Below are 22190 nucleotides of genomic sequence, written 5' to 3'. Positions count from 1 at the left end.
GCGCGGGCCGCTATGGCCCGCTTGAGCGGGAAAAGGAGAGCGTGCCAATTCAGCAGAGGACGTTGCCGCAGCCTTCGCCGCGCGTGAAGCATTGCAGGTTGTGCAACGTGACATCGGCGATTTCCCGCAGGGCTTCCTCGGTGAAGAAGCCCTGGTGGCCAGTCACCATGACATTGGGGAACGTCATCAGGCGAAGGAAGACCTCGTCATCGATGCGCGCACTGGACCGGTCCTGGAAGAACAGCTGGCTCTCTTGCTCATAGACGTCGATCGCCAGCGCACCCAATTGATGGGATTTCAGCGCATCGATAACAGCCGGCGTATCAACGAGCCCGCCACGCGACGTATTGACCAGCATCGCACCGCGTTTCATGCGGCTCAGGCTCTCGGCATTGATCAGATGTGCCGTGCCTTCCGTGAGTGGGCAATGCAGGCTCACGATGTCGGACTCGGCAAGCAGTCGCTCGAGCGCTACATATTCGCCTAGCGGCGCAAAATCGGGCGTCTCGAATGGATCGTGGCCCAACACGCGGCAGCCAAAACCCTTGAAGATCCGCGCCGTGGCGATGCCGATCTTCCCGGTACCGATCAGACCGACCGTCTTGCCATGCAGATTGAAGCCGAGCAGGCCATCGAGCATGAAGTTGCCTTCGCGTACCCGGTTGAAGGCCCGATGGGTGTGGCGATTGAGCGTCATGACCAGCGCCAGCGTGTGCTCCGCAACGGCCTCCGGCGAATACGCCGGGACGCGAGCAACGAACAGCCCAAGCCGTTTGGCTGCGTTGAGGTCGATGTTGTTGAAGCCGGCGCAGCGCATGAGAACGGCGCGAATGCCGAAGCCTGCCAGGGTCTCCAGCTGCGCTGCGCTCAGGTCGTCATTGACGAAGGCGCAAACGGCATCGAACCCCTGCGCCAGCAGTACAGTGTCAGCCGAGAGGGTGGCATCGAGGTAGGTGATGTCGACGTCGCTGCCAGCGTGCTTGCGTTGCAGCGCCTCGTCGAAGAACCGGCGATCGTAGGGTTGGGCGCTGAACATGGCGAGTTTCATGGCTATCTCCTGGACCAGAGCGATGTACCGCCAGGCGGCATAAGGGGTCAGTCATAGAAGATAGGCCATGAATCGTGTACCGAGCGTGACCCTGGTCAGTACGAAACGGGTTGAACGCGCCGCCCGTCAGTCCACCACGAAAAGCCTGGCGCCGACATCGGTGTAGGAGCGATGAGGCTCGGCGTTGTCGGCCACCTGATAACTCATGCCGGGCTTGAGCACGAAGCGCCGACCATCCTCGAGTTCCGTGTGAAGTTCACCTTCAAGGCAGAACAGGATGTGGCCTTTGCTGCACCAGTGGTCGGCCAGATAGCCCGGCGTGTACTCCACCATGCGCACCCGAATGTCGCCGAAGGTTTGGGTGCGCCAATAGGCCATCCCGGTTTCACCAGTATGTTCGGTTGCGTCGATTGTCGACCAATCGGTGGTGCCAAAGGGGATATTACTGATGTTCATGCGTGGGCCTCAAAACAGTAAGCGGGCTGCTTCCGGGTGACTCGACAGAATAGGGCGGATGCGGGCCTCGGCAATATAGGGGATTAGCGCGTGACGGCGGTGGTACCGGAAAGCGAAGCGGCTAACAAGGGACCCGTGGGAAGGCGTGACCAATCAACAGGGTCATCTTGCCTCGGCAGAACCTTCGAGAACGCAGGCTTCAATCTGACCTTCGGGGAGAAAAAGCATCAATACCCTTGAGGCTGAAAGTTGCGCGGTCGACCTCTGCCTCGCTCTCGCGCCTATGCTCCCGGCCGTTTTGGACAATGACGCCACACAGCGCGGCACCGACCGATAGCCCAAGACTTCACTCGGTAAAAACCGGATAATTCGCGGCTTTTCCGCTGCACACACCCAGGTAATCCCCCCATGGAAATAAAGGTCAACTTCCTCGACAACCTTCGACTGGAAGCCAAGTTCGACGACTTCACCGTCATCGCAGACCAGCCTATCCGCTACAAGGGGGACGGCTCCGCGCCGGGGCCCTTCGATTACTTCCTGGCATCGTCGGCGCTTTGCGCGGCGTACTTCGTGAAGCTGTACTGCCAGACGCGGGATATCCCGACCGAGAACATCCGCCTCTCGCAGAACAACATCGTCGACCCGGAAAACCGCTACAACCAGATCTTCAAGATCCAGGTCGAGTTGCCGGCGGGCATCTCCGCCAAGGACCGTCAGGGCATTCTGCGTTCGATCGACCGCTGTACGGTCAAGAAGGTGGTGCAGACCGGCCCCGAATTCATCATCGAGGAAGTCGATAACCTCGATGCCAGCGCTGACGCCCTGCTGATGCTGGACCCGGCGTCCGGTGCCAGCACGTATATCCTGGGCAAGGACCTGCCGCTGGAGCAGACCATCACCAACATGTCGGCGATCATCGCCAACCTGGGCATGAAGATTGAAGTCGCGTCTTGGCGCAACATCGTGCCGAATGTCTGGTCCTTGCATATCCGTGATGCGCAGTCACCGCTGTGCTTTACCAATGGCAAGGGCTCGACCAAGGAAAGCGCTCTGGCATCGGCACTGGGCGAATTCATCGAGCGGCTCAACTGCAACTTCTTCTACAACGATCAGTTCTGGGGCGAGGACATCGCCAACGCGCCCTTCGTGCATTACCCGAACGAGCGCTGGTTCAAACCGGGCCGCAAGGATGCGCTGCCCAAGGGGATCCTCGATCCGTATTGCCTGGAAATCTACAATCCGGACGGCGAGCTGCGCGGTTCTCACCTCTACGACACCAACTCGGGCAACACCGAGCGCGGGATCTGCGCGTTGCCCTATGTGCGTCAGTCAGATGGCGAGACTGTCTACTTTCCGAGCAACCTGATCGAGAACCTGTTCCTCAGTAACGGCATGAGCGCCGGCAATACGCTAGCCGAAGCGCAAGTGCAGTGTTTGTCCGAGATTTTCGAGCGGGCCGTGAAGCGCGAGATCCTTGAAGGCGAGCTGGCATTACCGGATGTCCCGGAAGATGTGCTCGCCAAGTACCCCAACATCCTGGCGGGCATCCGCGGCCTGGAAGAGCAGGGTTTCCCGGTGCTGGTGAAGGACGCATCGCTTGGCGGTGAATTCCCCGTGATGTGCGTCACGCTGATGAATCCGCGCACCGGGGGCGTGTTCGCATCCTTTGGCGCGCACCCCAGCTTCGAAGTGGCACTGGAGCGCAGTCTGACCGAGTTGCTGCAGGGCCGAAGCTTCGAGGGCTTGAACGACCTACCGCAGCCGACCTTCGAAGGCCACGCGGTGACCGAGCCCAATAACTTCGTCGAGCACTTCATCGACTCCAGCGGCGTCGTGTCCTGGCGCTTCTTCAGCGCGAAGGCCGATTTCGAATTCGTCGAGTGGGATTTCTCGGCGCAGGGCAGCGATTCGAACGCGCAGGAAGCGGCCACGCTATTCGGCATCCTCGAATCGATGGGAAAGGAAGTCTACATGGCCGTCTATGGCGACCTCGGCGCGACGGCCTGCCGGATCCTCGTGCCCGGCTATTCCGAGATATACCCTGTCGAAGACCTCATTTGGGACAATACCAACAAGGCGCTCTTCTTCCGCGATGACATCCTGAACCTGCACCGGCTGGATGACGAGCAACTCGAAGCACTGGTCGAACGCCTCGAAGAGGCCGAGCTGGACGACTACACCGATATCGCCACCCTGATCGGCATCGAGTTCGACGACAACACGGTCTGGGGCCAGCTCACCGTGCTGGAACTCAAGCTACTGATCCATGTGGCGTTGCAACAGTTCGAGCCGGCCAAGGAGCTGGTCGAGGCCTTCCTGCAGTTCAACGACAACACCGTCGAGCGCGGCCTGTTCTACCAGGCGCTGAATGTCGTGCTGGAAGTCATCCTCGATGAGGATCTGGAAATGGCAGACTACGAAACCAACTTCCGTCGCATGTTCGGCAATGCCCGGATGGATGCCGTACTGGGATCGGTGGACGGCAGCGTCCGCTTCCACGGCCTGACACCGACCAGCATGAAACTCGAGGGGCTCGACCGCCATCTGCGCCTGGTGGAAAGCTACAGGAAACTTCATTCGGCACGTGCCAGGGCAGCCGGCATCGCCACCGAGTAACGGCAAAAGGTGAGCCGCGGATTGGCGGCTCACTCCCTCCCGCTGTCGATCCGTACCAGCCTGCCATCCACGAACCGAAGGGTGTAGAGCATTCCGCTTCGCGGGCCATACACCCATTCCTCGACTTGCACGGCGCCATAAGCCACACGCCCGTCTGGCCCGACAGCAGGCATGTTGGCCTGCCGTGCCGCGGGCTCACCACACTTGCGCGTCACCTCCAGCATGCTGTCGCCCTTGCTCGCGATGCCGTTCGCACATCGCCAGTCGGCTGAGGCAGCGGGTGTGATTGCAGTGAGTATCAGCGCTACGAGGGCAGGGGGAAGGGGTGGGCGTTTCATGGTGACGTCTATGCATGGACGAGCATACGTCGAGTATAGGCCGAGAGCCTGGAGTGCTGTGGCCCACATTCGCGCGCTGCTGAGCCATTTGCAGGCAATAAAAAAGCCGGCTTGTGGCCGGCTTCTTGGAGGTGTTGTCAGCTTATTTTTGGTAAGCCGCAACCGCCTTGGTAATTTCGGCACGGGCGGCTTCCGCGTCACCCCAGCCTTCAACTTTCACCCACTTGCCTTTTTCGAGGTCCTTGTAGTTCTCGAAGAAGTGCTTGATCTGCTCGATGAGCAGGGCTGGCAGGTCGGTGTATTCCTTCACGTCCTTGTACAGCACGGTCAGTTTGTCGTGCGGTACGGCGATCAGCTTGGCGTCGCCACCGGATTCGTCGGTCATGTGCAGCACGCCCACGGGGCGAGCGCGGATGACAGCGCCAGGGGCAACAGGGTAGGGGGTCACGACCAGTACGTCCAGCGGGTCACCGTCATCGGCCAGCGTATTGGGAATGTAGCCGTAGTTAGCCGGGTAGAACATCGGGGTAGCCATGAAGCGGTCGACGAACAGCGCGTCGCTGTCCTTGTCGATTTCATACTTGATCGGCGCGTGGTTGGCCGGGATCTCGATGGCGACGTAGATGTCGTTAGGCAGGTCCTTGCCGGCCGGGATCTTGCTGTAGCTCATGGGCGACTCCCTGGAATTGGGTCCGAAAAGTGGGCGCGATTATAGGCCCAAGGATTGAAAGCTAGCTACCAAGACCATCGTCGGCCGCGGCGGGTTCCGGTCGGTAGGCAGGATCGTTCGCCTGGAGCGCCGTTAGCCGCGCCAACGGGTCCTGCCGGTAGAACGCCTTGAGTTGCGCATACACCGCCGGGTAGGCGCTGTGCAGCAGGTCGGGAGCACAGAAGAAATATTCGCTGGTGACCGCGAAGAATTCGGCCGGATCTTCCGCTGCATACGGGTCGATGGGCGTCTCGGCGTTTTCGTCGGCATCGAGTTGGGCATTGAGGGCGTCATAGGCGGGCTGCATGGCCCCAGCCCAGGCGTCGATGCGCATGCCGGCGTGCAGCGGCGGCAGGCCGTTTGGGCCGCCTTCGAGCATGTCCAGCTTGTGGCTGAGCTCATGGATGACGAGATTGAAGCCGTCCCAGTTGCCGCTCTGCAGGATGCCGGGCCAGGCCATGATGACCGGCCCCTGCTGCCAGGCTTCGCCACTGCGTTCATCATCCCAGGCGTGTTCGATGCCGGCATCGTCCCGGTATTTCTGGGGGCTGACGAAGTCGTCCGGGTAAATCACCAGCTCGTGAAAGCCGCTGTACCAATCAACGTCGGGCAGGTGCAGCAGCGGCAGTGTCGCCTGAGCGGCAATGACCAGCAATTCCTCGTCACCGAGCTCTACGCCGGGCAACGGGCTCACGGTCTTGTCTTTCAGGAACAACAGGCTTTGCGCCTGAAGGCGTGTGAGCTCGGTTTCAGTCAGACCGTCAAGGATGGGCAGTCGCGACCTGACCCTGGCCCAGAGCACCGGGTCTATCCGGGTGCGCTCCAGAAACCGCCGTCGGCGCCAGGCGCGAAAGCTCCACATCGATGTCAGTGCCCGGACGCGGCGCGCACGGCGCGGCTGCGCTGACGTTGGCGGATAGCGCCTACCACGACCGGCGCGAGCGATAGGGCGATGACGGCCAGGATCAGCAGCGTCAGGTGCTGACGGATGAACGGGATGTTCGCGAAGAAATAGCCCAGGGTGCAGAGCCCGCATACCCACAGTACGGTACCGGCGACGCTGAACCCGAGAAACCGCGGGTAGTGCATGCGGCCAAGGCCGGCCACGAACGGAGCGAAGGTCCGCAGGATCGGCAGGAAACGCGCCAGTGTGACCGTCTTGCCGCCGTGGCGGAGGTAGAAGGCTTCGGTCTGCAGCAGGTAGTCGCGGCGAAAGATCTTCGAGTCCGGGTTGGAGAACAGCCGTTTGCCGCACGTACGGCCGACCACATAGTTGGTGCTGTCGCCGAGCGTAGCGGCGAGGAACAGGCACAGCATGAGCAGGCCGAGGTCCATGCCGCCGATCGCGGCCATCCCACCGGCAATGAACAACAGGGAGTCCCCCGGCAGGAAGGGCATGACGACCAGGCCCGTCTCGCAGAAAATCACTGCGAAGAGGATCAGGTAGATCCAGCTCCCATATTGGTTGATCAGCAGTTCCAGGTAGGCGTCGAGGTGAAGGATGATGTCGAGCGGGGCGAAGTCCATTGCGAAAGCTCCGAAGCAATCAGGCTGATGGCGCCGTTCAGGCCAACTGCCGGCCAGACTCGGCCTTGCGACCGGCGTCGGGCGGGCCCCGCGGTCAGGCTCAGTCGAGCGGAAGCACATAGTTGGTGAATTCGGCGTCCTGTTCGAACCCAATCGACTCGTAAAGTGCGCGCGCCGCCAAATTATCTGCGCGGGTCGCGACACGGAGCCGCACGGCATTGGTTTCCTTCGCCATCTTGCGCGCTACTTGCAGCAGTCGGTCGGCGACTTGCTGGCGGCGGGCGTCTTCTTCCACGAAGAGGCCATTGAGTACCCAGACGCGCTCCAGCGAGAGCGAGGAATAGCCGGGGTAAAGCTGACAGAAGCCCATGGGTTTGTCTTCGTCGTCGGCCAGGGCCAGGTAGATGACCGATTCGTCCCGCTCCAGGCGCTTGGCGAGGAACGCTCGCGATTGTTCGGGATAGGCGGGCTCGCCAAAGACTTCACGGTACTTGATGAACATCGGGGCAATCAGATCCAGATGTTCAGGCGTGGCTTGAATGATGCGCATGAGGGCCTCGGTACGAAGGGACGCCCCTTGCAGGCGGGAAGCATCCAGTTCGTCATTGGACAACGGCGCGGCGGCCGGGACGGACCGAATGCTGCCTCAAGTCACGCCGCTAGCGCAATTCCGCGTACCTGATTGCACCTGGGCCAAGCGCGCTGAGCGTGGCGGATCAGGAGCGCGGGGTGTCCGGCAGCAGGAAATTGTCGAGCATCTGCCCCGATTCGCTGGCGAGCGTCTGCATATCCGCATCGTCCTTGAGGCTCACCCCCGAAAGCTGTCGCCGACAGGCCTCGCGCATGAGGTAGTGCAGGCGGTGTGCAGCCATGGCATAGCTCTGGCCTTCCAGGCGGACATTGGAAATACAGTTGCGATGGGCATCGTTCAGCCCCACCTTCGGGCCAAAGGTGAAGTAAAGTCCGAGGCTGTCCGGTGAGCTGAGGCCAGGGCGCTCGCCAATGAGGATAACCGTCATCCTCGCGCCCAGTCGCTCGCCGATTTCGTCCGCGACGGCCACGCGCCCCTGTTGTACCAGTGTAATCGGCGCAAGGGACCAGTTCTCTTCACCGATCAGCTCCAACAGGCGTTCTATGAACGGCTTGGCGTGCCGATGAATGGCCAGCGCGGAGAGGCCGTCAGCGACCACGATCGCCAGATCATAGGGCTGCGACCGCTCCGCGGCGTGCGCATCGAGCGAGGCCGCAGAGGCGTCATCCAGCTTTCGTCCGAGATCGGGGCGTTGCAGGTAGAGGTGTCGGTCCGATGCCGCGCTGTGCAGCAACACGCGCTCAAGCCCCGTCCCCTCCAGGCTGTCTGCCAGCTCCGCATGATCGAACGGCAGGTGCACCGCATCACGCGCCTGAGCGTGCGCAAACTGGAACTCGAGCTGGGCGCGGGTTGGCAGGCTGGTGCCGGTGTGGCCGAGCCCGATGCGCGCCGGGGTGAGCTTGCGCAGCGCATCCCATGGGCCTTGCGTGACGTTGTCGGGCAGTGTGTCTTGCGCGCTCATGTGCGTGCCTCCGAAAGATGGGTCAGCCGAGTTGAGCGAGCGCCTGGCGGAAGGCCGTGGGCACTTCGTTGCCCAGGCGAACCGTGCCGTCGTGTTGGCGCAGGATTTCCATGCGCTCGAGCCAGGCTTCGAACTCCGGTGCGGGGCGCAGGCCGAGCACCTTGCGCACGTACAGCGCGTCGTGAAAGGAGGTCGTCTGGTAGTTGAGCATCACATCGTCCGAGCCCGGAATGCCCATGATGAAATTGATGCCGGCCGTACCCAGCAGCGTCAGGAGCATGTCCATGTCGTCCTGATCGGCTTCGGCATGGTTGGTGTAGCAGATGTCACAGCCCATTGGCACGCCAAGTAGCTTGGCGCAGAAGTGATCTTCGAGCCCTGCGCGAATGATCTGCTTGCCGTTATAGAGGTATTCGGGGCCGATGAAGCCGACCACCGTATTGACCAGCAGCGGGTTATAGCGGCGCGCGACGGCGTAGGCGCGAGCTTCGCAGGTCTGCTGGTCCACCCCATGGTGGGCGTTGGCGGAAAGCGCGCTGCCCTGGCCGGTTTCGAAGTACATGAGGTTTTCGCCGACGGTGCCGCGCTTTTGTGACAGCCCGGCCTCGTACCCTTCCTGAAGCACCGCCAGATTGATGCCGAAGCTCGCGTTGGCGGCCTCGGTGCCGGCGATGGACTGGAAGACGAGGTCCACCGGCGCGCCGCGACCGATGGCTTCGATGGATGTAGTGACGTGGGTCAGGACGCAGGATTGGGTTGGGATCTCATAGCGCTGGATGATCGCATCCAGCATCTTGAGCAATTCGCAGATGCCGGCGGTGCTGTCCGTGGCCGGGTTGATGCCGATGACGGCGTCCCCGTTGCCGTACAGCAAACCGTCCAGAATGCTTGCTGCGATGCCTGCCGGGTCATCCGTAGGGTGGTTTGGCTGCAATCGCGTGGACATCCGCCCGCGGATGCCGATGGTGTTCCGGAAGCGCGTTTCCACGCGTACCTTCTGGGCGACGAGGATGAGGTCCTGTACCCGCATGATCTTGGACACGGCCGCGACCATCTCGGGCGTGAGCCCCGACGAAAGTGCAGTGAGTGCGGATGTGTCCGCCTCGTCGCTCAGCAACCAGTCGCGAAAGCCGCCAACGGTTAGGTGCGCGACGGGCGAGAAGGCCTGTTCATCATGGGTATCGATGATCAAGCGGGTGACTTCGTCCTTCTCGTAGGGAATGACAGCCTCGTCGAGGAATTGCCGCAAGGGTATGTCCGCCAGTGCCATTTGCGCGGCGACCCGCTCGGCGTCGCTGCTCGCCGCGACTTCGGCGAGGAAGTCGCCCGAGCGGGCCGGGCTGGCCTTCGCCATCACGTCCTTGAGGCTTTCGAAACGGTAGGTCTGACCGCCAACGGTGTGGTTGAACCGGGCCATGGCAACGTCTCCAGAGCCGCGTGGGGCGCGGCGTCATTGTTTTAGCTGGGACCCGTCAACGCAGGTCCTGTTCGGCTGCCTGTATCGCGGCGAACTCTTCTTCCGGCGTGCCGGATACCAGGTGGTGGCGGCTGTACAGCGCGAAATAGCCGATCAACACAGCGTAGATGATGACAGCGCCGATCACGACGCGCGGGTCCACAAGGAAGCCTGCCACTACGGCGACACAGGCGAGCACGAGCGCGATGCCGGATGTCACGACACCACCGGGGGTGCGGTAAGGGCGCGGCAGATCAGGGCGACGAACCCGTAGTGCGATGTGCGAGGCCATCATCAATACATAGGAGATCGTGGCGCCGAACACGGCGACCAGGATGAGCAGGTCGCCCTGGTTGCTCAGCGAAAGGCCGAAACCGATGATGCCCGGGATGATCAGCGCCAGCACCGGCGCCTTGTTGCGGTTGGTCAGCGACAGCGAGCGGGGCAAATATCCCGCCCGTGACAGCGCGAAGATCTGCCGGGAGTAGGCATAGATGATCGAGAAGAAGCTCGCAATCAGGCCTGCCAGGCCAACGAGGTTGACGAACTGGCTCATCCAGGTCGAGGCGCCGTAGGCTTTTTCAAGCGACTCCACCAGCGGATTGCCCGACGCGACCAGGCTCTGTGCACCGGCAGCGCCCGGTCCGACGACCAGAATCAGTGCAGCGAACGCGAGAAGCACCAACATGGCGCCGATCAGGCCGCGTGGAAGATCCTTGCGTGGGTCCTTGGTTTCTTCTGCCGCAAGCGGTACGCCCTCGACCGCGAGGAAGAACCAGATCGCATAGGGCAGGGCAGCCCAGATGCCAACGTAGCCGAAGGGTAGGAAGCTGCTCGCCCCGGCGGCCATCGTGGCGGGTATGTCGAACAGGTTCGCCACGCTGAAGTGCGGCACCATGGAAACGATGAATACCGCCAGCGCAAGGGCGGCCACGGCCGTGATGACGAACATCAGCTTCAGCGCCTCGCCTGCGCCGAGGATATGGATGGCAATGAACACCACATAGAACAGCAGGTAGATCATCCAGCCGCCGATGCCGAAGAGCGATTCGCAATAGGCACCGATGAAGCAGGCGATGGCCGCCGGGGCGATGGCATATTCAATCAGGATCGCCGTGCCGGTCAGGAAGCCGCCCCAGGGGCCAAAGGCGCTTCGAGCGAATCCATAGCCGCCGCCAGCCGTGGGAATCATCGAGGACAACTCGGCAAGTGAGAAGCACATGCACAGGTACATCGTAGCCATCAGTAACGTTGCGATGAACATCCCGCCCCAGCCGCCCTGGGCCAGGCCGAAGTTCCAGCCGGCGTAGTCCCCCGAAATCACATAGGCCACACCAAGGCCGACAAGCAGGACCCAGCCTGCCGCGCCTTGCTTCAATTGCCGGTTCTGGAAGTAGTCTGCGTCGACCTTTTCGAAGTCGACGCCAGCTTTATCAGGTGCTTGGCTCGTGTGCTCGATGGACATCTCGGGTTCGCCTTGATCATGTCGTTGCAAGCCTTCCATGGGGCGGGAAGGCGCCGGAGTGCACCTGCAACCAGAGCAATAGATGTGCCAGCGCTTCGGTTCAGCGCCGTTGCAGAGTGGCCCGTAGCGACGGGGCGCTGTGATAACCTCGCGCGCATTTGCCGCGCCCGCGGCCTGGTTGTACGGAGTCAGCATGCACATCCATATTCTCGGCATCTGCGGCACCTTCATGGGCTCGCTCGCCGTTCTCGCCAAAGAGCTCGGCCACCGTGTCACGGGCTCGGATGCCAATGTCTATCCGCCCATGAGTACTCAGCTCGAAGCGCAGGGCATCGAGCTGATGCAGGGTTACGAGCCGTCACATCTGCAGCCGGAGCCGGATCTCGTCGTGATCGGCAATGCCCTCTCGCGCGGGAATCCTGCCGTTGAATACGTGCTGAACAAGGGATTGCCGTACGTCTGTGGCCCGCAATGGCTCGCCGATCATGTGCTTCAGGGCCGCTGGGTGATGGCCGTGGCCGGCACGCATGGCAAGACCACCACGACCAGCATGCTGGCCTGGGTGCTCGAGCATGCGGGCATGAGCCCAGGGTTTCTCATTGGCGGCGTGCCGCAGAATTTCGGCGTATCCGCCCGCCTGGGCGGAACGCCGTTCTTCGTGGTCGAGGCCGATGAGTACGACAGCGCGTTCTTCGACAAGCGCAGTAAGTTCGTTCATTACCGCCCGCGCACCGCGATCCTGAATAACCTCGAATTCGACCACGCCGATATATTCCCGGACCTGGCGGCCATCGAACGCCAGTTCCATCACCTCATTCGTACGATCCCGGGCGAAGGGCTGATCGTTCACCCTAAAAGCGAGGCCGCGCTCGAGCGTGTGATCGGGATGGGCTGCTGGACGCCGGTCCACACGACAGGTGAGGGCGGCCAGTGGCAAGCACGCTTGTTGAGTGAAGACGGCAGTCGCTTCGAGGTGCTCTTCGATGGCCAGCCGCAGGGCACCGTCGAGTGGGAACTGACAGGGCAGCACAACGTGGCCAATGCCCTGGCAACGCTGGCCGCGGCGCGCCACGTCGGCGTGGTTCCGGAGTTGGGTATCGCCGGGCTTTCATCCTTCAAGAGCGTGAAACGGCGCATGGAAAAGGTGGCCGAGGTCAACGGCGTTACTGTCTACGACGACTTCGCCCACCACCCGACCGCGATCGCCACCACGCTCGACGGCTTGCGCAAGCGGGTCGGCACGGCGAACATCATCGCCGTCATAGAGCCACGCTCGAACTCCATGAAGCTCGGTGCGCACCGGGATGGACTGCCTGAATCCGTGACCCAGGCGGACCACGTATTCTGGTATGCCCCGGCGAACCTGGGCTGGGACCTGGCCGCCACGGTCTCGGGGTCGACCGTGCCCACCACCGTTTGTGATTCGCTCGACAGCATTATTGCCGGCGTGAAAGCCAATGCCGCCCCTGGCACCCATGTGGTGATCATGAGCAACGGCGGGTTCGGCGGCCTGCACGGAAAGTTGGCCGAAGCACTGCGTTAATCAATCCACCTCGTTTCAATTCGCAAGGGAAGGGAGCTGCACACCATGGAATTTCTGTTTTTGCTGATCGTGATCGCTGCCGCGATCGCCGTTTGGGTCGTTCTTCAATACAACAAGCTTCAGGCGGCCATGCAGGCGATCCGAGAGGCGTTGTCGAACCTGCAGGCCTCGATGAAGAAGCGCGTGGATCTGGCAAACCAGGTGATCGATATCGCGGCGGGCTACGGCGAGCATGAAAAGCTGACCTATGTATCGCTGTCGAACAACATCGAAGGGGCCATGGAGCGTGTATCGGCGCTGGCGCAGAACTATCCTCAGTTGCGCGCGAACGAGACGTACCAGGCGCTCATGCAGCAGCTTGAGCGCCTTGAGCAAACCATCTTCGAGCGCCGCGAGCACTACAACCAGCGGGTACGCAGCTATAACGTCATGCGTAACGGATTCCCCACCGTGCTGGTGGCGAACAAGCTGAACTTCGATACGGCGCCGTACTTCGATATCGATGATGCCGAAACCTTGGAGAAGGTGAAGATGTTCGAGCGGGACGATTCAGAAGCGCTTCGGCTTGCCCTGAACAAGGGTGGTGACGCTGTCGTGCGCTCTGTCAGCTCTGCCAAGGCCAGGATCGTCACCAAGCTCGACGAAAAGCGCGAAGCCCCCATTGCACCTGTCGACACGCCCAAGCCCGAGTAAGCCATGACCGGACCGGAACGCATCACCCTTGCCATGACCGGCGCCTCAGGCGCGCAGTACGGCCTGCGACTGCTTGATTGTCTTGTGCAGGAAGACCGCGAGGTGCATTTCCTGATTTCCAAGGCGGCGCAGCTCGTGATGGCGACCGAAACGGACGTCACGCTGCCGAGCAAACCGCAGGCGATGCAGGCATTTCTGACCGAATACACCGGGGCCTCGGTGAATCAGATCCGCGTCTATGGCAAGGAAGACTGGATGGCGCCGCCCGCCTCCGGCTCCGGCGCGCCAAGCGCGATGGTCGTGGTGCCGTGCTCCACCGGTACGCTTTCAGCAATTGCCACCGGCGCCTGCAACAACCTCATCGAGCGGGCGGCCGATGTGGTGCTGAAGGAGCGTCGTCAGCTGATTCTGGTGCCGCGCGAAGCGCCGTATTCCAGCATCCACCTGGAGAACATGCTCAAGCTGTCCAACCTGGGAGCGACTATCCTTCCTGCATCGCCGGGCTTCTACCATCAGCCGCAGACGCTGGATGACATGGTCGACTTCATTGTCGCCCGGATTCTCAACCTGCTGGATATCCCCCAGGACATGCTGCCGCGCTGGGGCGAACATCATGTGGTGAACGATGAATAGATACTGGATCGGATTGATCGCCGCCGCGCTGCTCACCCAGGGCTGCGCGACCGCACGGACGCTTAATGCCAACAAGCCGGACGCACCGCTGGTCTATGCCGGCACGCGGCTCGACCTGTATGCCCTGAACGGCGGATGTTGTGCGGACGACCATTTCGGCGCCGAAGCACCCAAGTATCCAGGCCTCGATTTGCCAGCCAGCGCGTTGCTCGACACGCTCCTACTACCGTTTTCGCTCGCCGCTGCGGTAAACGTTCGCTTCAACGTACGCGGCGGAAATTGACGCGTGACCCCACGGTGGGCCGGAGCTCGCCATTGGCCAAACGCTCCCACCACAGCCATGTAGGGCGGGTTAGCGAAGCGTAGCCCACCGGATGGACGGTACCGAAAACTGTAGTCATGGTCGGAGGCCCTGTTCTCCAGGGCACACAACCGGTATCGAGCCGATACACCGCGGGTCGTGCCGTTCGAGGTGAACGGTGGAAGCCCTCCGGGATTCCACCCTACAGACATGTAGCCACAATGATGGGCATTAGCCTGTAGGGTGGGTTAGCGAAGCGTAACCCACCGGATAGCCGGTACCGAAACGGTAGTCACGGGCACTATTCTCCAAGGCGCACACAACCGGTATCGAGCCGATACACCGCGGGTCGTGCCGTTCGAGGTGAACGGTGGAAGGCCTCCGGGATTCCACCCTACAGGCGCATAGTCAGCTTGGTAGGCATCGGCGGACCATTGGCCAGCGCATGGATCACAACGCGCTGAACCCTACTTACTTCCCAAACTCGCGAAACAGGCTGTATTGCCACTGTCGGACGGCGAGGACGGCCGTGGTGCCGAAGCGTTCGGCGAGTGGCAGGGAGGCTTCCTCGCGGCACAGTTCGTTGAACTCGCTGACCAGCCGCTGCATCTTGCGTTGCCACTGAGCGTTGCCAGCCGGAGAAAGCAGGCCGTTCAGCACGACCAACCGCTCCTGGTCCCCATCGAACCGTGAGCGGAAGAAATCGCCCGCCACGTGCGCCTGGAAGAAGCGCTGGATCGGCCCGCCAGGCTGCCAGCGAAAGTTAGGGGCGATACGCAGCTTTATCCGATTGCCCGGCATCAGTTCGATGAGCTTGAGCCGCTCCAGGCGGATCAGCTTTTGTACGCACTCTGCCTTGGTGAGCCGGTACTGCTCGAGCATGTCGGCCAGGCCGTAACCGTTGATCGCGCACACGGCCACCAGCAGAAGCAATGGATCATCCGCGATTTCCTGTTCCTGCGCCTCGCTCAAGCCAGAGGTCTGCGGGGCCTCCGCCTGCATCGCCTGCACCAGTCCCCCAAGGTCGATCTCGATGAGCCCACATATTCGTTCGAGCCGCTCAAGCGTCAGGGTGTGCTCTGCAAAGGTACGCTTGACCGATGCTTCGCTTAGCCCAAGGTGCGTCGCGACATCGGCATAGGTTTTCCCATGCGCCTTGAGCTGTTTCTTCAATGTCTCGACGAGACGGACAACTTGCGTCATGAATAAGAACCGAGAAGAAAAGTATCGGAAAACGATACCTTGCCATCAAAGCGGTGCAACTTCACTTGTCAGAGTTGCGCCACCCTCTTGTACGCGCCAGTCTGCATCGGTCTGTTCTCACTGAGGCCTCCATGGACAAACTGCACCGCATGCCAGGCGCCTGGCCCTTCCTGATCGCGATGTTCATCAATGCGTTCGTTGATCTGGGCCACAAGATCGTTATTCAGAACACCGTCTTCAAGATCTATGACGGCTCGACCCAGGTCATCCTGACGGCGATCGTCAACGGCCTGATGCTGCTGCCCTTCATCCTGCTGTTCAGCCCGGCCGGACATGTCTCGGATACGCAGCCCAAGGTACGTGTGATGCGGTTGTCCGCCTGGGCTGCAGTCGGCATAACGCTCCTGATCACACTGGCGTACTACGCCGGCTGGTTTTGGCTCTCGTTCGCCATGACGCTGCTCCTGGCGGCTCAGGCGACGTTCTATTCGCCGGCCAAGTACGGCTACATCAAGACGTTGTTCGGCAAGCCAAGGCTGGCGGAGGCCAACGGCCTGGTTCAGGCGGTCTCGATCGTGGCGATACTCGCGGGGACGTTCGTGTTTACCGCCTTGTTCGAAGCGTGGCTGGGCGCGGCTGATACGCCCCATGAGATGCTTCAGGACGTCGCGCCGCTTGGCTGGATGCTCGTCGCGGCCAGTGTGGTCGAGCTGGTGATGCTCTATCGGCTTCCCGTCGAGCCAGCGCCCGCGTCTCGCAAGCCCTTCGTCTGGGACGACTACCTTCATGGCCGCTCGGCCAGGGCCAATGTACGGGCGGTTACGGGTAATGCTGTCATCCGCCAATCGATCATTGGTCTCGCCGTGTTCTGGTCGGTCGGGCAGGTGTTGCTCGCGGCGTTTCCGTCCTACGCGAAGGACAGCCTGGGCGTGAACAATGCCCTGGTCATCCAGGGGATTCTCGCCGCCACGGGTATCGGTATCGCCCTCGGCTCCGCCATCGCGAGCCGGCTGTCCCGCAACCGAATCGAAACCGGGCTCATCCCATTGGGTGCGCTGGGTATCGCTGCTGGCCTCTGGATGCTTCCGCTTTATGGGTCGACCTTCACGCATGCGCTCAACATGGTGTTCATCGGCGCCATGGGAGGCCTGTTCATTGTGCCGCTGAATGCGCTCATCCAGTTCCATGCGCGCGAAGAAGAGCTAGGGACCGTACTCGCTGCGAACAACTGGATTCAGAACCTGGCGATGCTCGGGTTCCTGATACTGACGGCTCTGTTCGCCCTGATAGGTGTCAGCAGTCATTACCTCCTGCTGATCATTGCGGCGGTTGCGGTCGTCGGTGGTGCCTATACCGCCATACGCCTGCCGCAGAGCCTCGTCCGCTTCCTGCTTGGCCTTATGCTCAAGCAGCGCTATCGGGTGGAGGTGCATGGTTTGCAGAACCTGCCGGCTCAGGGCGGGGTGCTGCTGTTGGGCAACCACATCAGCTGGGTCGATTGGGCGATGGTTCAAATCGCCAGCCCGCGCCCGGTGCGGTTCGTCATGCTCAAGAGCATCTACGATCGCTGGTACCTCAAATGGCTGCTGAAGCCACTGGGTTGCATTCCGATCCAGCAAGGCGCTGGCGCCACGCAGTCGCTGGAGACCGTTGCGCAGTTGCTCAATACCGGGGAGGTGGTGTGCCTGTTCCCCGAAGGGGCGATCAGCCGTACCGGGCAGTTGGGTGAGTTCCGCCGAGGTTATGAACGCGCCTGTGAGAAGGCGAACGACGATGTGGTGATCGTGCCGTTCTATCTGCGTGGCCTGTGGGGCAGCCAGTTCTCTCGGTCGTCCAGCAAACTCAAGGAATTGCGCGGTACGCCATTGCACCGCTCGGTCATCGTTGCGTTCGGCCAGCCGTTGCCGAAGACGACGACGGCCGACGTTCTGAAGCGTCGCATCTTCGACCAGACGGTCCGCTCCTGGCAGCACTACATGGAAGACCTGCCGAGCCTGCCGGACGCGTGGATCGACAGCGTCAAGCGCCGCACCGGCGAACTGGCGCTGGCCGACGGGCTGGGCAAGCCACTCAGTGCGGCGGAGGCACTTTCCGGAAGCCTGGCCATCGCGCGGCGCATGGTGAAGCTCAGCCCGGAGCAGAACGTAGGCGTACTTTTGCCGACCTCCAACGCGGGTGTACTCGCCAACATGGCTGTGCTGCTGGCGGGCAAGACCCTCGTGAACCTCAACTACACGGCCAGTCGCGAGGCGCTGATTTCGGCACTTGACCAGGCCGATATTCGTACCATTTACAGCTCGCAGCGCTTCATCGAAAAGCTTGAGAAGCGCGGCCTGCCAGTGGGTGAAATTCTGACCGGCCGTAATGTCATCATGCTTGAGACACTTCGAGAACGCTTCGGTAAGCCCGAGATGATCGCCACATGGCTGGCCGTGAAGGTCTTGCCTGCGTTCATGCTGAAGGCCCTGTTCGTCCGTCCGGTTAACCCGGATAGGACGGCGGCGATCCTGTTTTCAAGTGGCAGTGAAGGCGTACCCAAGGGGGTGATGCTCAGCCACCGCAACCTTATGGCGAATATCAAGCAGACCTCTGACGTCCTCAACACCAACGATGACGATGTCGTCATGGCGTCGCTGCCGCTCTTCCATGCCTTCGGCCTGACCGTCACGCAATTCCTGCCGCTGATCGAAGGCCTTCCACTGGTAGCCCAGCCGGACCCGACCGACGTGGTCGCGATCGCCCGTTCCGTGGCTACCTACAAGGCCACGATCATGTGCGGCACCTCTACCTTCCTTCGGTTGTTCACACGCAACAACAAGGTCGAACCGCTGATGCTCAGCAGCTTGCGCATCGTGGTTGCAGGAGCGGAAAAGCTCAGCGAGGACGTCCGCGACCGCTTCAAACTGAAATTCAACAAGGAGATCTACGAGGGCTATGGGGCGACGGAGACCGCACCGGTCGCGACGGTCAATCTACCCGATGCGCTTGATGTGGCTTACCTGCAAGTCCAGCGCGGCGGCAAGGTTGGCACCGTTGGCATGCCACTGCCCGGCACCAGTCTAAAGATCGTCGACCCAGCGACCTTCGAGGAGTTAGCCACAGGTGAGGAGGGCATGATCCTTATTACCGGGCCGCAACTGATGCAAGGCTATCTCAACGATCCGGGCCGCACCGCCAAGGCCATCCATGAGCGGGACGGTGAGCGCTGGTACATCACCGGTGACAAGGGGCGGCTGGATGCCGATGGCTTCCTCACCATCGTCGATCGTTATTCCCGGTTCGCCAAGATCGGCGGCGAAATGGTCAGCCTTGGTGCGGTCGAGCAGCAGATCAGGGCAGCGCTCGATGATCCCGAGCTGGACCTGATGGCCGTGAACGTGCCGGATGAAAAGAAAGGCGAACGCATCGTAGTCCTGCACGAACGTGATCTCGACCTTTCCGCGGCCAAGCGTGCCCTCGTGGAGGCCGGTGTGAGTCCCCTGATGCAGCCAAGCCAGTGGCTTCAGGTCGCCGGGTTACCAAAGCTGGGCACCGGCAAGGCGGACATTGCGGGCGCGCGTCTGCTGGCGCTGGCTGCTGCCACAGCAGGTGCGCCGGCCGAAGGCGGCGAGGCCTGAGTCCTGCCATCAGGCCCGTCGTTCGGCGGGGCTGATGGCACGCCGCCTCTCGTTGTACAACGCTGTTCCGCCCGTTGATATCAACGGGCTGTGGATAACCGCCGCCAGCGGTCATATTAGCGCTCTGATCTGATATCAATCGGATAGCGTATTGGTATTTAAGTTATACATTCCGGGCCGCTTGTCTTTACTTCACTGAGCGCAAGAACTCTATTGCCAGCTCCGCTTTCTCACACTACGAGAGGCGCGAATGTATAAACACAGTCGCAGCCTTGGCTCAAAACTTATTGATAGTTGGGAGACACAAAATGGCAAATGACAACCCAGGCAACTTTGCTAACGACCGTGAACGCGCTGCAGAAGCAGGTAGCAAGGGCGGCCATAACAGCGGTGGTAACTTCGCCAACGATCCAGAACGCGCTGCAGAGGCTGGCAGCAAAGGCGGCCAGAACAGCGGTGGCAACTTCGCCAACGACCCGCAGCGCGCTGCGGAAGCCGGCAGCAAAGGCGGCTCCAACAGCGGTGGCAACTTCGCGAATGATCGCGAAAAAGCGTCCGAAGCCGGGCGTAAGGGCGGCCAGAACAGCAATAGCGGCCGCAGCTGATCTTCGCTAAAGAATCGAGGTTGGACGCGGGCTCTGCCCGCGTCTGCTTCGTTTTAATCTAATTTAAAAATGGATCTTATAAGTTCGGTGAAGCTATTAATTCAGCTCTTTAAGAGTTCGCATTGGGAGTTCGCACCTAATATAATGCGCAGCTGATATAAGTTTCTTTCTGTAAAGCATAAGTTATTTATAAGGTAACGAATGCTTCGAGTCGTTCGGGCATTGCGGCGGGGCGTTCATACCTATCGTCAGCCGAGCGCCTCTGACCATCAAGTGCCAGACACCCGTGCCGATAGAGTGGATAAGCGATGCGATAGTGCTCGCTACTTCTCCTCTGGAGGCTTTCTCATGGCGTGCTTCAATTCGGTTGGCGATCCCCAGCGGCTTCACAAGGATCTTCTTGACCTGCTCGCGGATCAGGTCATGCTCGAGCTCGCAGAGGAGCCAGACGCACAGGCAACAGTCGCTGCGACCACCCAGAGTTTCTTTTTCTCGGTCGGTACCCGACGTCAGTGCAAATGCGCCCAATGTCGCGCCTACCGCGAAGTGCTCGCATCCCTCTGAAGATTCTTACGCATCCCGCAACAGGTCGTTTGCGTTGAGCAACGCGTAAGCGACCTCGGGGTTGCGTTCCATCCCTCGCCGTATCGCTGCTGGAATCGATTGCCTCGTCTTTCGACACAGACCCGGCTGCGGTTCGATCCGAATGCTGATGCCGCGCATGCTGCGCACCTCGTTGTAGCCAGGCGCAATATGCAGCCGCAAACCGAGCTGTTCGTACATGCGCCGCTGGAGACGCTCCAGATCGGCCAGGTCCTTTAGGTTTTCCAGGCGCTCCAGTAATCGCTTTTCTTCCGGCTTTGTCAGCAGCAGGATGCGTGTATCCATTCCGGACGCATCCAGAAGCGCATCGCGCTGGCAATCACAGGCACCAGGTGGGCAGGGGCTACGGAGCACGGGAGGGGGCGTCATGGCTCACGATCATAGCGGGCCACGCGAGAAATTGCCCATCGCTGGACAGCGCGTTCTGTCGGCTCGCTGAAAGGCGGCCGGAGAGGGTGGACCCGGCGCCTTGCACAGGCAGCCGGGTTTGGGGCGGGTTAGTGGCTGAAGCGGTTGGCGAACTGGCTGACCGCGCTCACGACCGACTGGGCACCGCTCTGGATCTCCAGGATGACCTGGCCGGCCTCGGTGGATAGCGCAAGCGCCTCGTCCGCCTGGCTGCGGCTCTGCGCGATCACCGCCACGGCATCGGCGGCCAGGCTCTGGTTCTTCTGGATCACGCCCACGATTTCCTGTGCAGCTGTCGACGTGCGCGAGGCAAGCTGACGCACCTCATCCGCAACCACTGCGAACCCGCGGCCCTGCTCGCCGGCGCGTGCGGCTTCGATAGCGGCGTTGAGCGCCAGCAGGTTGGTCTGCTCGGCAATGCCGCTGATGGTCTTGATGATGCTGGCGATCAGTTCGCCTTGCTGGTCCAGCGCCTCGATCGAGCCGTTGGCCTTCTGCATTTGGCCCGTCAATTGCTGTACCACCGCCAGCGCCTGGTTGATCACCTCGGTGCCGCGCTTGGAGCTCTGGTCGGTCTGCTGGGACGTGACGTAAGCAATCTCGGCCGCATCGGCGACGGCGCGTTCCTGATTGATCTGGTCGGTAATGACCGTTGCGAACTTGACCACCTTGTAGAGGCGGCCCTGTAGGTCGGACACCGGGTTATAGGACGCTTCGAGCCATACGTCGTTGCCACGCGCGTCGATGCGATGGAATCGATCGGCGATGAACTGGCCCGCGTTCAGCTTGGCCCAGAAATCCGCATACGCCTTGGAATTGGCTTCTTCCTGGGTGCAGAACATGCGGTGGTGTTTGCCACGGATCTGCTCCAGCGAATAACCCATCCCGCCGAGGAAACGTTCGTTGGCGTTGAAGATGGTGCCATCCATGTTGAACTCGATCACAGCCGTCGAGCGCTTCAGCGCATTGACCATGTTCTCGTGCTCACGCGAGTTCTCGATGGTCATCGTGACGTTGTTGCCATGGATCGCGAACGAATCGATTGTGCCATTCGAAAGCGTCAGCGGTACCAGTACGATGCGCAGCCAGACTTCCTTACCATCCTTGCGCAGCAGCCGAAGCGCGCCGCTAAAGGACCTTCCGCGCTGCAGCGCATCGGTGATGCGGCGGTGATGCTCGTCCTTCACGACAAGCGCGGGAACGAATTCATTGAGATGCCGGCCGGCGACGTCGGACGCGCTGTACTGCAGCTCCTGGCGGAACAGGTCGTTCACGCTTGTGAATCGGCCCGATGCGTCGAGTGTGGCCGATACCTGTTGCTCGTTGAGGCTCGCCTGGGCCCGCTCGAACATGGCGACTTTTTCTTGTAGGCGAGCAAGCTCGTCTTTTTGGCGCGAGAAGAACATGACTGTCACC

Annotated in this window: 20 protein-coding genes and 2 pseudogenes; 8 read left to right on the top strand and 14 right to left on the bottom strand. The window is 61.3% G+C overall.

What is annotated here, in order from left to right:
• Positions 1-49 precede the first annotated feature (49 nt).
• Positions 50-1048: a 2-hydroxyacid dehydrogenase gene (locus ACY8D3_RS16065; protein ID WP_462379806.1), complete on the bottom strand. Its 999-nt coding sequence runs from the start codon at positions 1046-1048 to the stop codon at positions 50-52.
• 126 nt (positions 1049-1174) lie between these two features.
• Positions 1175-1504 (bottom strand): DHCW motif cupin fold protein, encoded by a 330-nt coding sequence (locus ACY8D3_RS16060; RefSeq protein ID WP_462379805.1) that lies wholly within the window; start codon positions 1502-1504, stop codon positions 1175-1177.
• 408 nt (positions 1505-1912) lie between these two features.
• On the opposite strand from ACY8D3_RS16060, the gene ACY8D3_RS16055 reads away from it, so the two are divergent.
• Complete coding sequence (locus tag ACY8D3_RS16055) at positions 1913-4120, top strand: OsmC domain/YcaO domain-containing protein (protein ID WP_462379804.1); 2208 nt, start codon at positions 1913-1915, stop codon at positions 4118-4120.
• A 29-nt stretch (positions 4121-4149) separates the two neighbouring features.
• On the opposite strand, the gene ACY8D3_RS16050 is transcribed toward ACY8D3_RS16055, so the two are convergent.
• The 8 genes from ACY8D3_RS16050 to eat form a co-directional block, all read right to left on the bottom strand.
• Positions 4150-4458 carry a DUF2845 domain-containing protein gene (locus tag ACY8D3_RS16050; RefSeq protein ID WP_462379803.1) on the bottom strand — a complete coding sequence of 103 codons (309 nt, stop codon included), beginning with the start codon at positions 4456-4458 and terminating at the stop codon, positions 4150-4152.
• 142 nt (positions 4459-4600) lie between these two features.
• Positions 4601-5128, bottom strand: coding sequence for an inorganic diphosphatase (gene ppa, locus ACY8D3_RS16045; protein ID WP_462379802.1), 528 nt, complete (start codon positions 5126-5128; stop codon positions 4601-4603).
• Positions 5129-5189: 61 nt separating this feature from the next.
• On the bottom strand, positions 5190-6029 hold the full coding sequence (locus ACY8D3_RS16040; RefSeq protein WP_462379801.1) for a M90 family metallopeptidase: 840 nt from the start codon (positions 6027-6029) through the stop codon (positions 5190-5192).
• Positions 6030-6034: 5 nt separating this feature from the next.
• Complete coding sequence (locus ACY8D3_RS16035; RefSeq protein ID WP_462379800.1) at positions 6035-6694, bottom strand: DedA family protein; 660 nt, start codon at positions 6692-6694, stop codon at positions 6035-6037.
• A gap of 100 nt (positions 6695-6794) precedes the next feature.
• Positions 6795-7244, bottom strand: a complete 450-nt coding sequence (locus ACY8D3_RS16030) for an N-acetyltransferase family protein (RefSeq protein ID WP_462379799.1) — start codon at positions 7242-7244, stop codon at positions 6795-6797.
• A 166-nt stretch (positions 7245-7410) separates the two neighbouring features.
• Positions 7411-8247 (bottom strand): ethanolamine ammonia-lyase subunit EutC, encoded by an 837-nt coding sequence (eutC, locus tag ACY8D3_RS16025; protein WP_462379797.1) that lies wholly within the window; start codon positions 8245-8247, stop codon positions 7411-7413.
• Positions 8248-8269: 22 nt separating this feature from the next.
• A complete protein-coding gene (locus ACY8D3_RS16020; RefSeq protein WP_462379796.1) occupies positions 8270-9664 on the bottom strand; it encodes an ethanolamine ammonia-lyase subunit EutB in 1395 nt (464 codons plus the stop codon).
• Positions 9665-9719: 55 nt separating this feature from the next.
• Positions 9720-11168 carry an ethanolamine permease gene (gene eat, locus ACY8D3_RS16015; RefSeq protein ID WP_462379795.1) on the bottom strand — a complete coding sequence of 483 codons (1449 nt, stop codon included), beginning with the start codon at positions 11166-11168 and terminating at the stop codon, positions 9720-9722.
• A gap of 193 nt (positions 11169-11361) precedes the next feature.
• Here eat and mpl point away from each other — a divergent pair, with 193 nt between their 5' ends.
• From mpl to ACY8D3_RS15995, 4 genes are read left to right on the top strand one after another with little or no spacing between them, the layout of a single operon-like run.
• On the top strand, positions 11362-12711 hold the full coding sequence (gene mpl, locus ACY8D3_RS16010; RefSeq protein WP_462379794.1) for a UDP-N-acetylmuramate:L-alanyl-gamma-D-glutamyl-meso-diaminopimelate ligase: 1350 nt from the start codon (positions 11362-11364) through the stop codon (positions 12709-12711).
• Between the two features lie 45 nt (positions 12712-12756).
• On the top strand, positions 12757-13404 hold the full coding sequence (locus ACY8D3_RS16005; RefSeq protein ID WP_462379792.1) for a LemA family protein: 648 nt from the start codon (positions 12757-12759) through the stop codon (positions 13402-13404).
• A gap of 3 nt (positions 13405-13407) precedes the next feature.
• Positions 13408-14037 carry a flavin prenyltransferase UbiX gene (ubiX, locus tag ACY8D3_RS16000; protein WP_462379791.1) on the top strand — a complete coding sequence of 210 codons (630 nt, stop codon included), beginning with the start codon at positions 13408-13410 and terminating at the stop codon, positions 14035-14037.
• Positions 14030-14320, top strand: a complete 291-nt coding sequence (locus ACY8D3_RS15995) for a YceK/YidQ family lipoprotein (RefSeq protein ID WP_462379790.1) — start codon at positions 14030-14032, stop codon at positions 14318-14320. Before ubiX ends, ACY8D3_RS15995 begins: the two co-directional genes overlap by 8 nt.
• 489 nt (positions 14321-14809) lie before the next feature.
• On the opposite strand, the gene ACY8D3_RS15990 is transcribed toward ACY8D3_RS15995, so the two are convergent.
• A complete protein-coding gene (locus tag ACY8D3_RS15990; protein ID WP_462379789.1) occupies positions 14810-15541 on the bottom strand; it encodes a helix-turn-helix domain-containing protein in 732 nt (243 codons plus the stop codon).
• 131 nt (positions 15542-15672) lie between these two features.
• On the opposite strand from ACY8D3_RS15990, the gene ACY8D3_RS15985 reads away from it, so the two are divergent.
• The 3 genes from ACY8D3_RS15985 to ACY8D3_RS15975 all read left to right on the top strand — a co-directional run bounded on the left by ACY8D3_RS15985 (position 15673) and on the right by ACY8D3_RS15975 (position 20327).
• Entirely contained in the window at positions 15673-19158 is a 3486-nt protein-coding gene (locus tag ACY8D3_RS15985) for an acyl-[ACP]--phospholipid O-acyltransferase (protein ID WP_462379788.1), read from the top strand.
• Positions 19159-19466: 308 nt separating this feature from the next.
• Positions 19467-19763 (top strand): con-10 family general stress protein, encoded by a 297-nt coding sequence (locus ACY8D3_RS15980; protein ID WP_462379787.1) that lies wholly within the window; start codon positions 19467-19469, stop codon positions 19761-19763.
• Between the two features lie 348 nt (positions 19764-20111).
• Entirely contained in the window at positions 20112-20327 is a 216-nt protein-coding gene (locus ACY8D3_RS15975; protein WP_462379786.1) for a hypothetical protein, read from the top strand.
• A gap of 6 nt (positions 20328-20333) precedes the next feature.
• Here ACY8D3_RS15975 and ACY8D3_RS15970 read toward each other — a convergent pair whose 3' ends face one another.
• The 3 genes and pseudogenes from ACY8D3_RS15970 to ACY8D3_RS15960 all read right to left on the bottom strand — a co-directional run.
• Positions 20334-20735, bottom strand: coding sequence for a hypothetical protein (locus ACY8D3_RS15970; protein ID WP_462379785.1), 402 nt, complete (start codon positions 20733-20735; stop codon positions 20334-20336).
• A 128-nt stretch (positions 20736-20863) separates the two neighbouring features.
• Positions 20864-21232, bottom strand: a pseudogene (locus ACY8D3_RS15965) (methyl-accepting chemotaxis protein); the annotation flags it as partial.
• Positions 21233-21451: 219 nt separating this feature from the next.
• Positions 21452-22126: pseudogene (locus tag ACY8D3_RS15960) on the bottom strand (PAS domain-containing protein); the annotation flags it as partial.
• Positions 22127-22190 lie beyond the last annotated feature (64 nt).

The organism is Pseudomonas sp. Marseille-QA0892, assembly GCF_054950135.1.
The sequence above is the reverse complement of the archived record's forward strand: the minus strand, read 5'-3'. Positions and strand labels throughout refer to the sequence as shown.

Bases quoted from the DNA above. Each gene is read 5' to 3' on its own strand.
- ACY8D3_RS16030 (WP_462379799.1), bottom strand. From the start codon at position 7,244: ATGCGCATCATTCAAGCCACGCCTGAACATCTGGATCTGATTGCCCCG.
- ACY8D3_RS15995 (WP_462379790.1), top strand. From the start codon at position 14,030: ATGAATAGATACTGGATCGGATTGATCGCCGCCGCGCTGCTCACCCAG.
- eat (WP_462379795.1), bottom strand. From the start codon at position 11,168: ATGTCCATCGAGCACACGAGCCAAGCACCTGATAAAGCTGGCGTCGAC.
- ACY8D3_RS15975 (WP_462379786.1), top strand. From the start codon at position 20,112: ATGGCGTGCTTCAATTCGGTTGGCGATCCCCAGCGGCTTCACAAGGAT.
- mpl (WP_462379794.1), top strand. From the start codon at position 11,362: ATGCACATCCATATTCTCGGCATCTGCGGCACCTTCATGGGCTCGCTC.
- ACY8D3_RS16040 (WP_462379801.1), bottom strand. From the start codon at position 6,029: ATGTGGAGCTTTCGCGCCTGGCGCCGACGGCGGTTTCTGGAGCGCACC.
- ACY8D3_RS15990 (WP_462379789.1), bottom strand. From the start codon at position 15,541: ATGACGCAAGTTGTCCGTCTCGTCGAGACATTGAAGAAACAGCTCAAG.
- ACY8D3_RS16035 (WP_462379800.1), bottom strand. From the start codon at position 6,694: ATGGACTTCGCCCCGCTCGACATCATCCTTCACCTCGACGCCTACCTG.
- ACY8D3_RS16005 (WP_462379792.1), top strand. From the start codon at position 12,757: ATGGAATTTCTGTTTTTGCTGATCGTGATCGCTGCCGCGATCGCCGTT.
- ACY8D3_RS15970 (WP_462379785.1), bottom strand. From the start codon at position 20,735: ATGACGCCCCCTCCCGTGCTCCGTAGCCCCTGCCCACCTGGTGCCTGT.
- ACY8D3_RS16065 (WP_462379806.1), bottom strand. From the start codon at position 1,048: ATGAAACTCGCCATGTTCAGCGCCCAACCCTACGATCGCCGGTTCTTC.
- ACY8D3_RS16060 (WP_462379805.1), bottom strand. From the start codon at position 1,504: ATGAACATCAGTAATATCCCCTTTGGCACCACCGATTGGTCGACAATC.
- ACY8D3_RS15985 (WP_462379788.1), top strand. From the start codon at position 15,673: ATGGACAAACTGCACCGCATGCCAGGCGCCTGGCCCTTCCTGATCGCG.
- ACY8D3_RS15980 (WP_462379787.1), top strand. From the start codon at position 19,467: ATGGCAAATGACAACCCAGGCAACTTTGCTAACGACCGTGAACGCGCT.
- eutC (WP_462379797.1), bottom strand. From the start codon at position 8,247: ATGAGCGCGCAAGACACACTGCCCGACAACGTCACGCAAGGCCCATGG.
- ACY8D3_RS16050 (WP_462379803.1), bottom strand. From the start codon at position 4,458: ATGAAACGCCCACCCCTTCCCCCTGCCCTCGTAGCGCTGATACTCACT.
- ppa (WP_462379802.1), bottom strand. From the start codon at position 5,128: ATGAGCTACAGCAAGATCCCGGCCGGCAAGGACCTGCCTAACGACATC.
- ubiX (WP_462379791.1), top strand. From the start codon at position 13,408: ATGACCGGACCGGAACGCATCACCCTTGCCATGACCGGCGCCTCAGGC.
- ACY8D3_RS16020 (WP_462379796.1), bottom strand. From the start codon at position 9,664: ATGGCCCGGTTCAACCACACCGTTGGCGGTCAGACCTACCGTTTCGAA.
- ACY8D3_RS16055 (WP_462379804.1), top strand. From the start codon at position 1,913: ATGGAAATAAAGGTCAACTTCCTCGACAACCTTCGACTGGAAGCCAAG.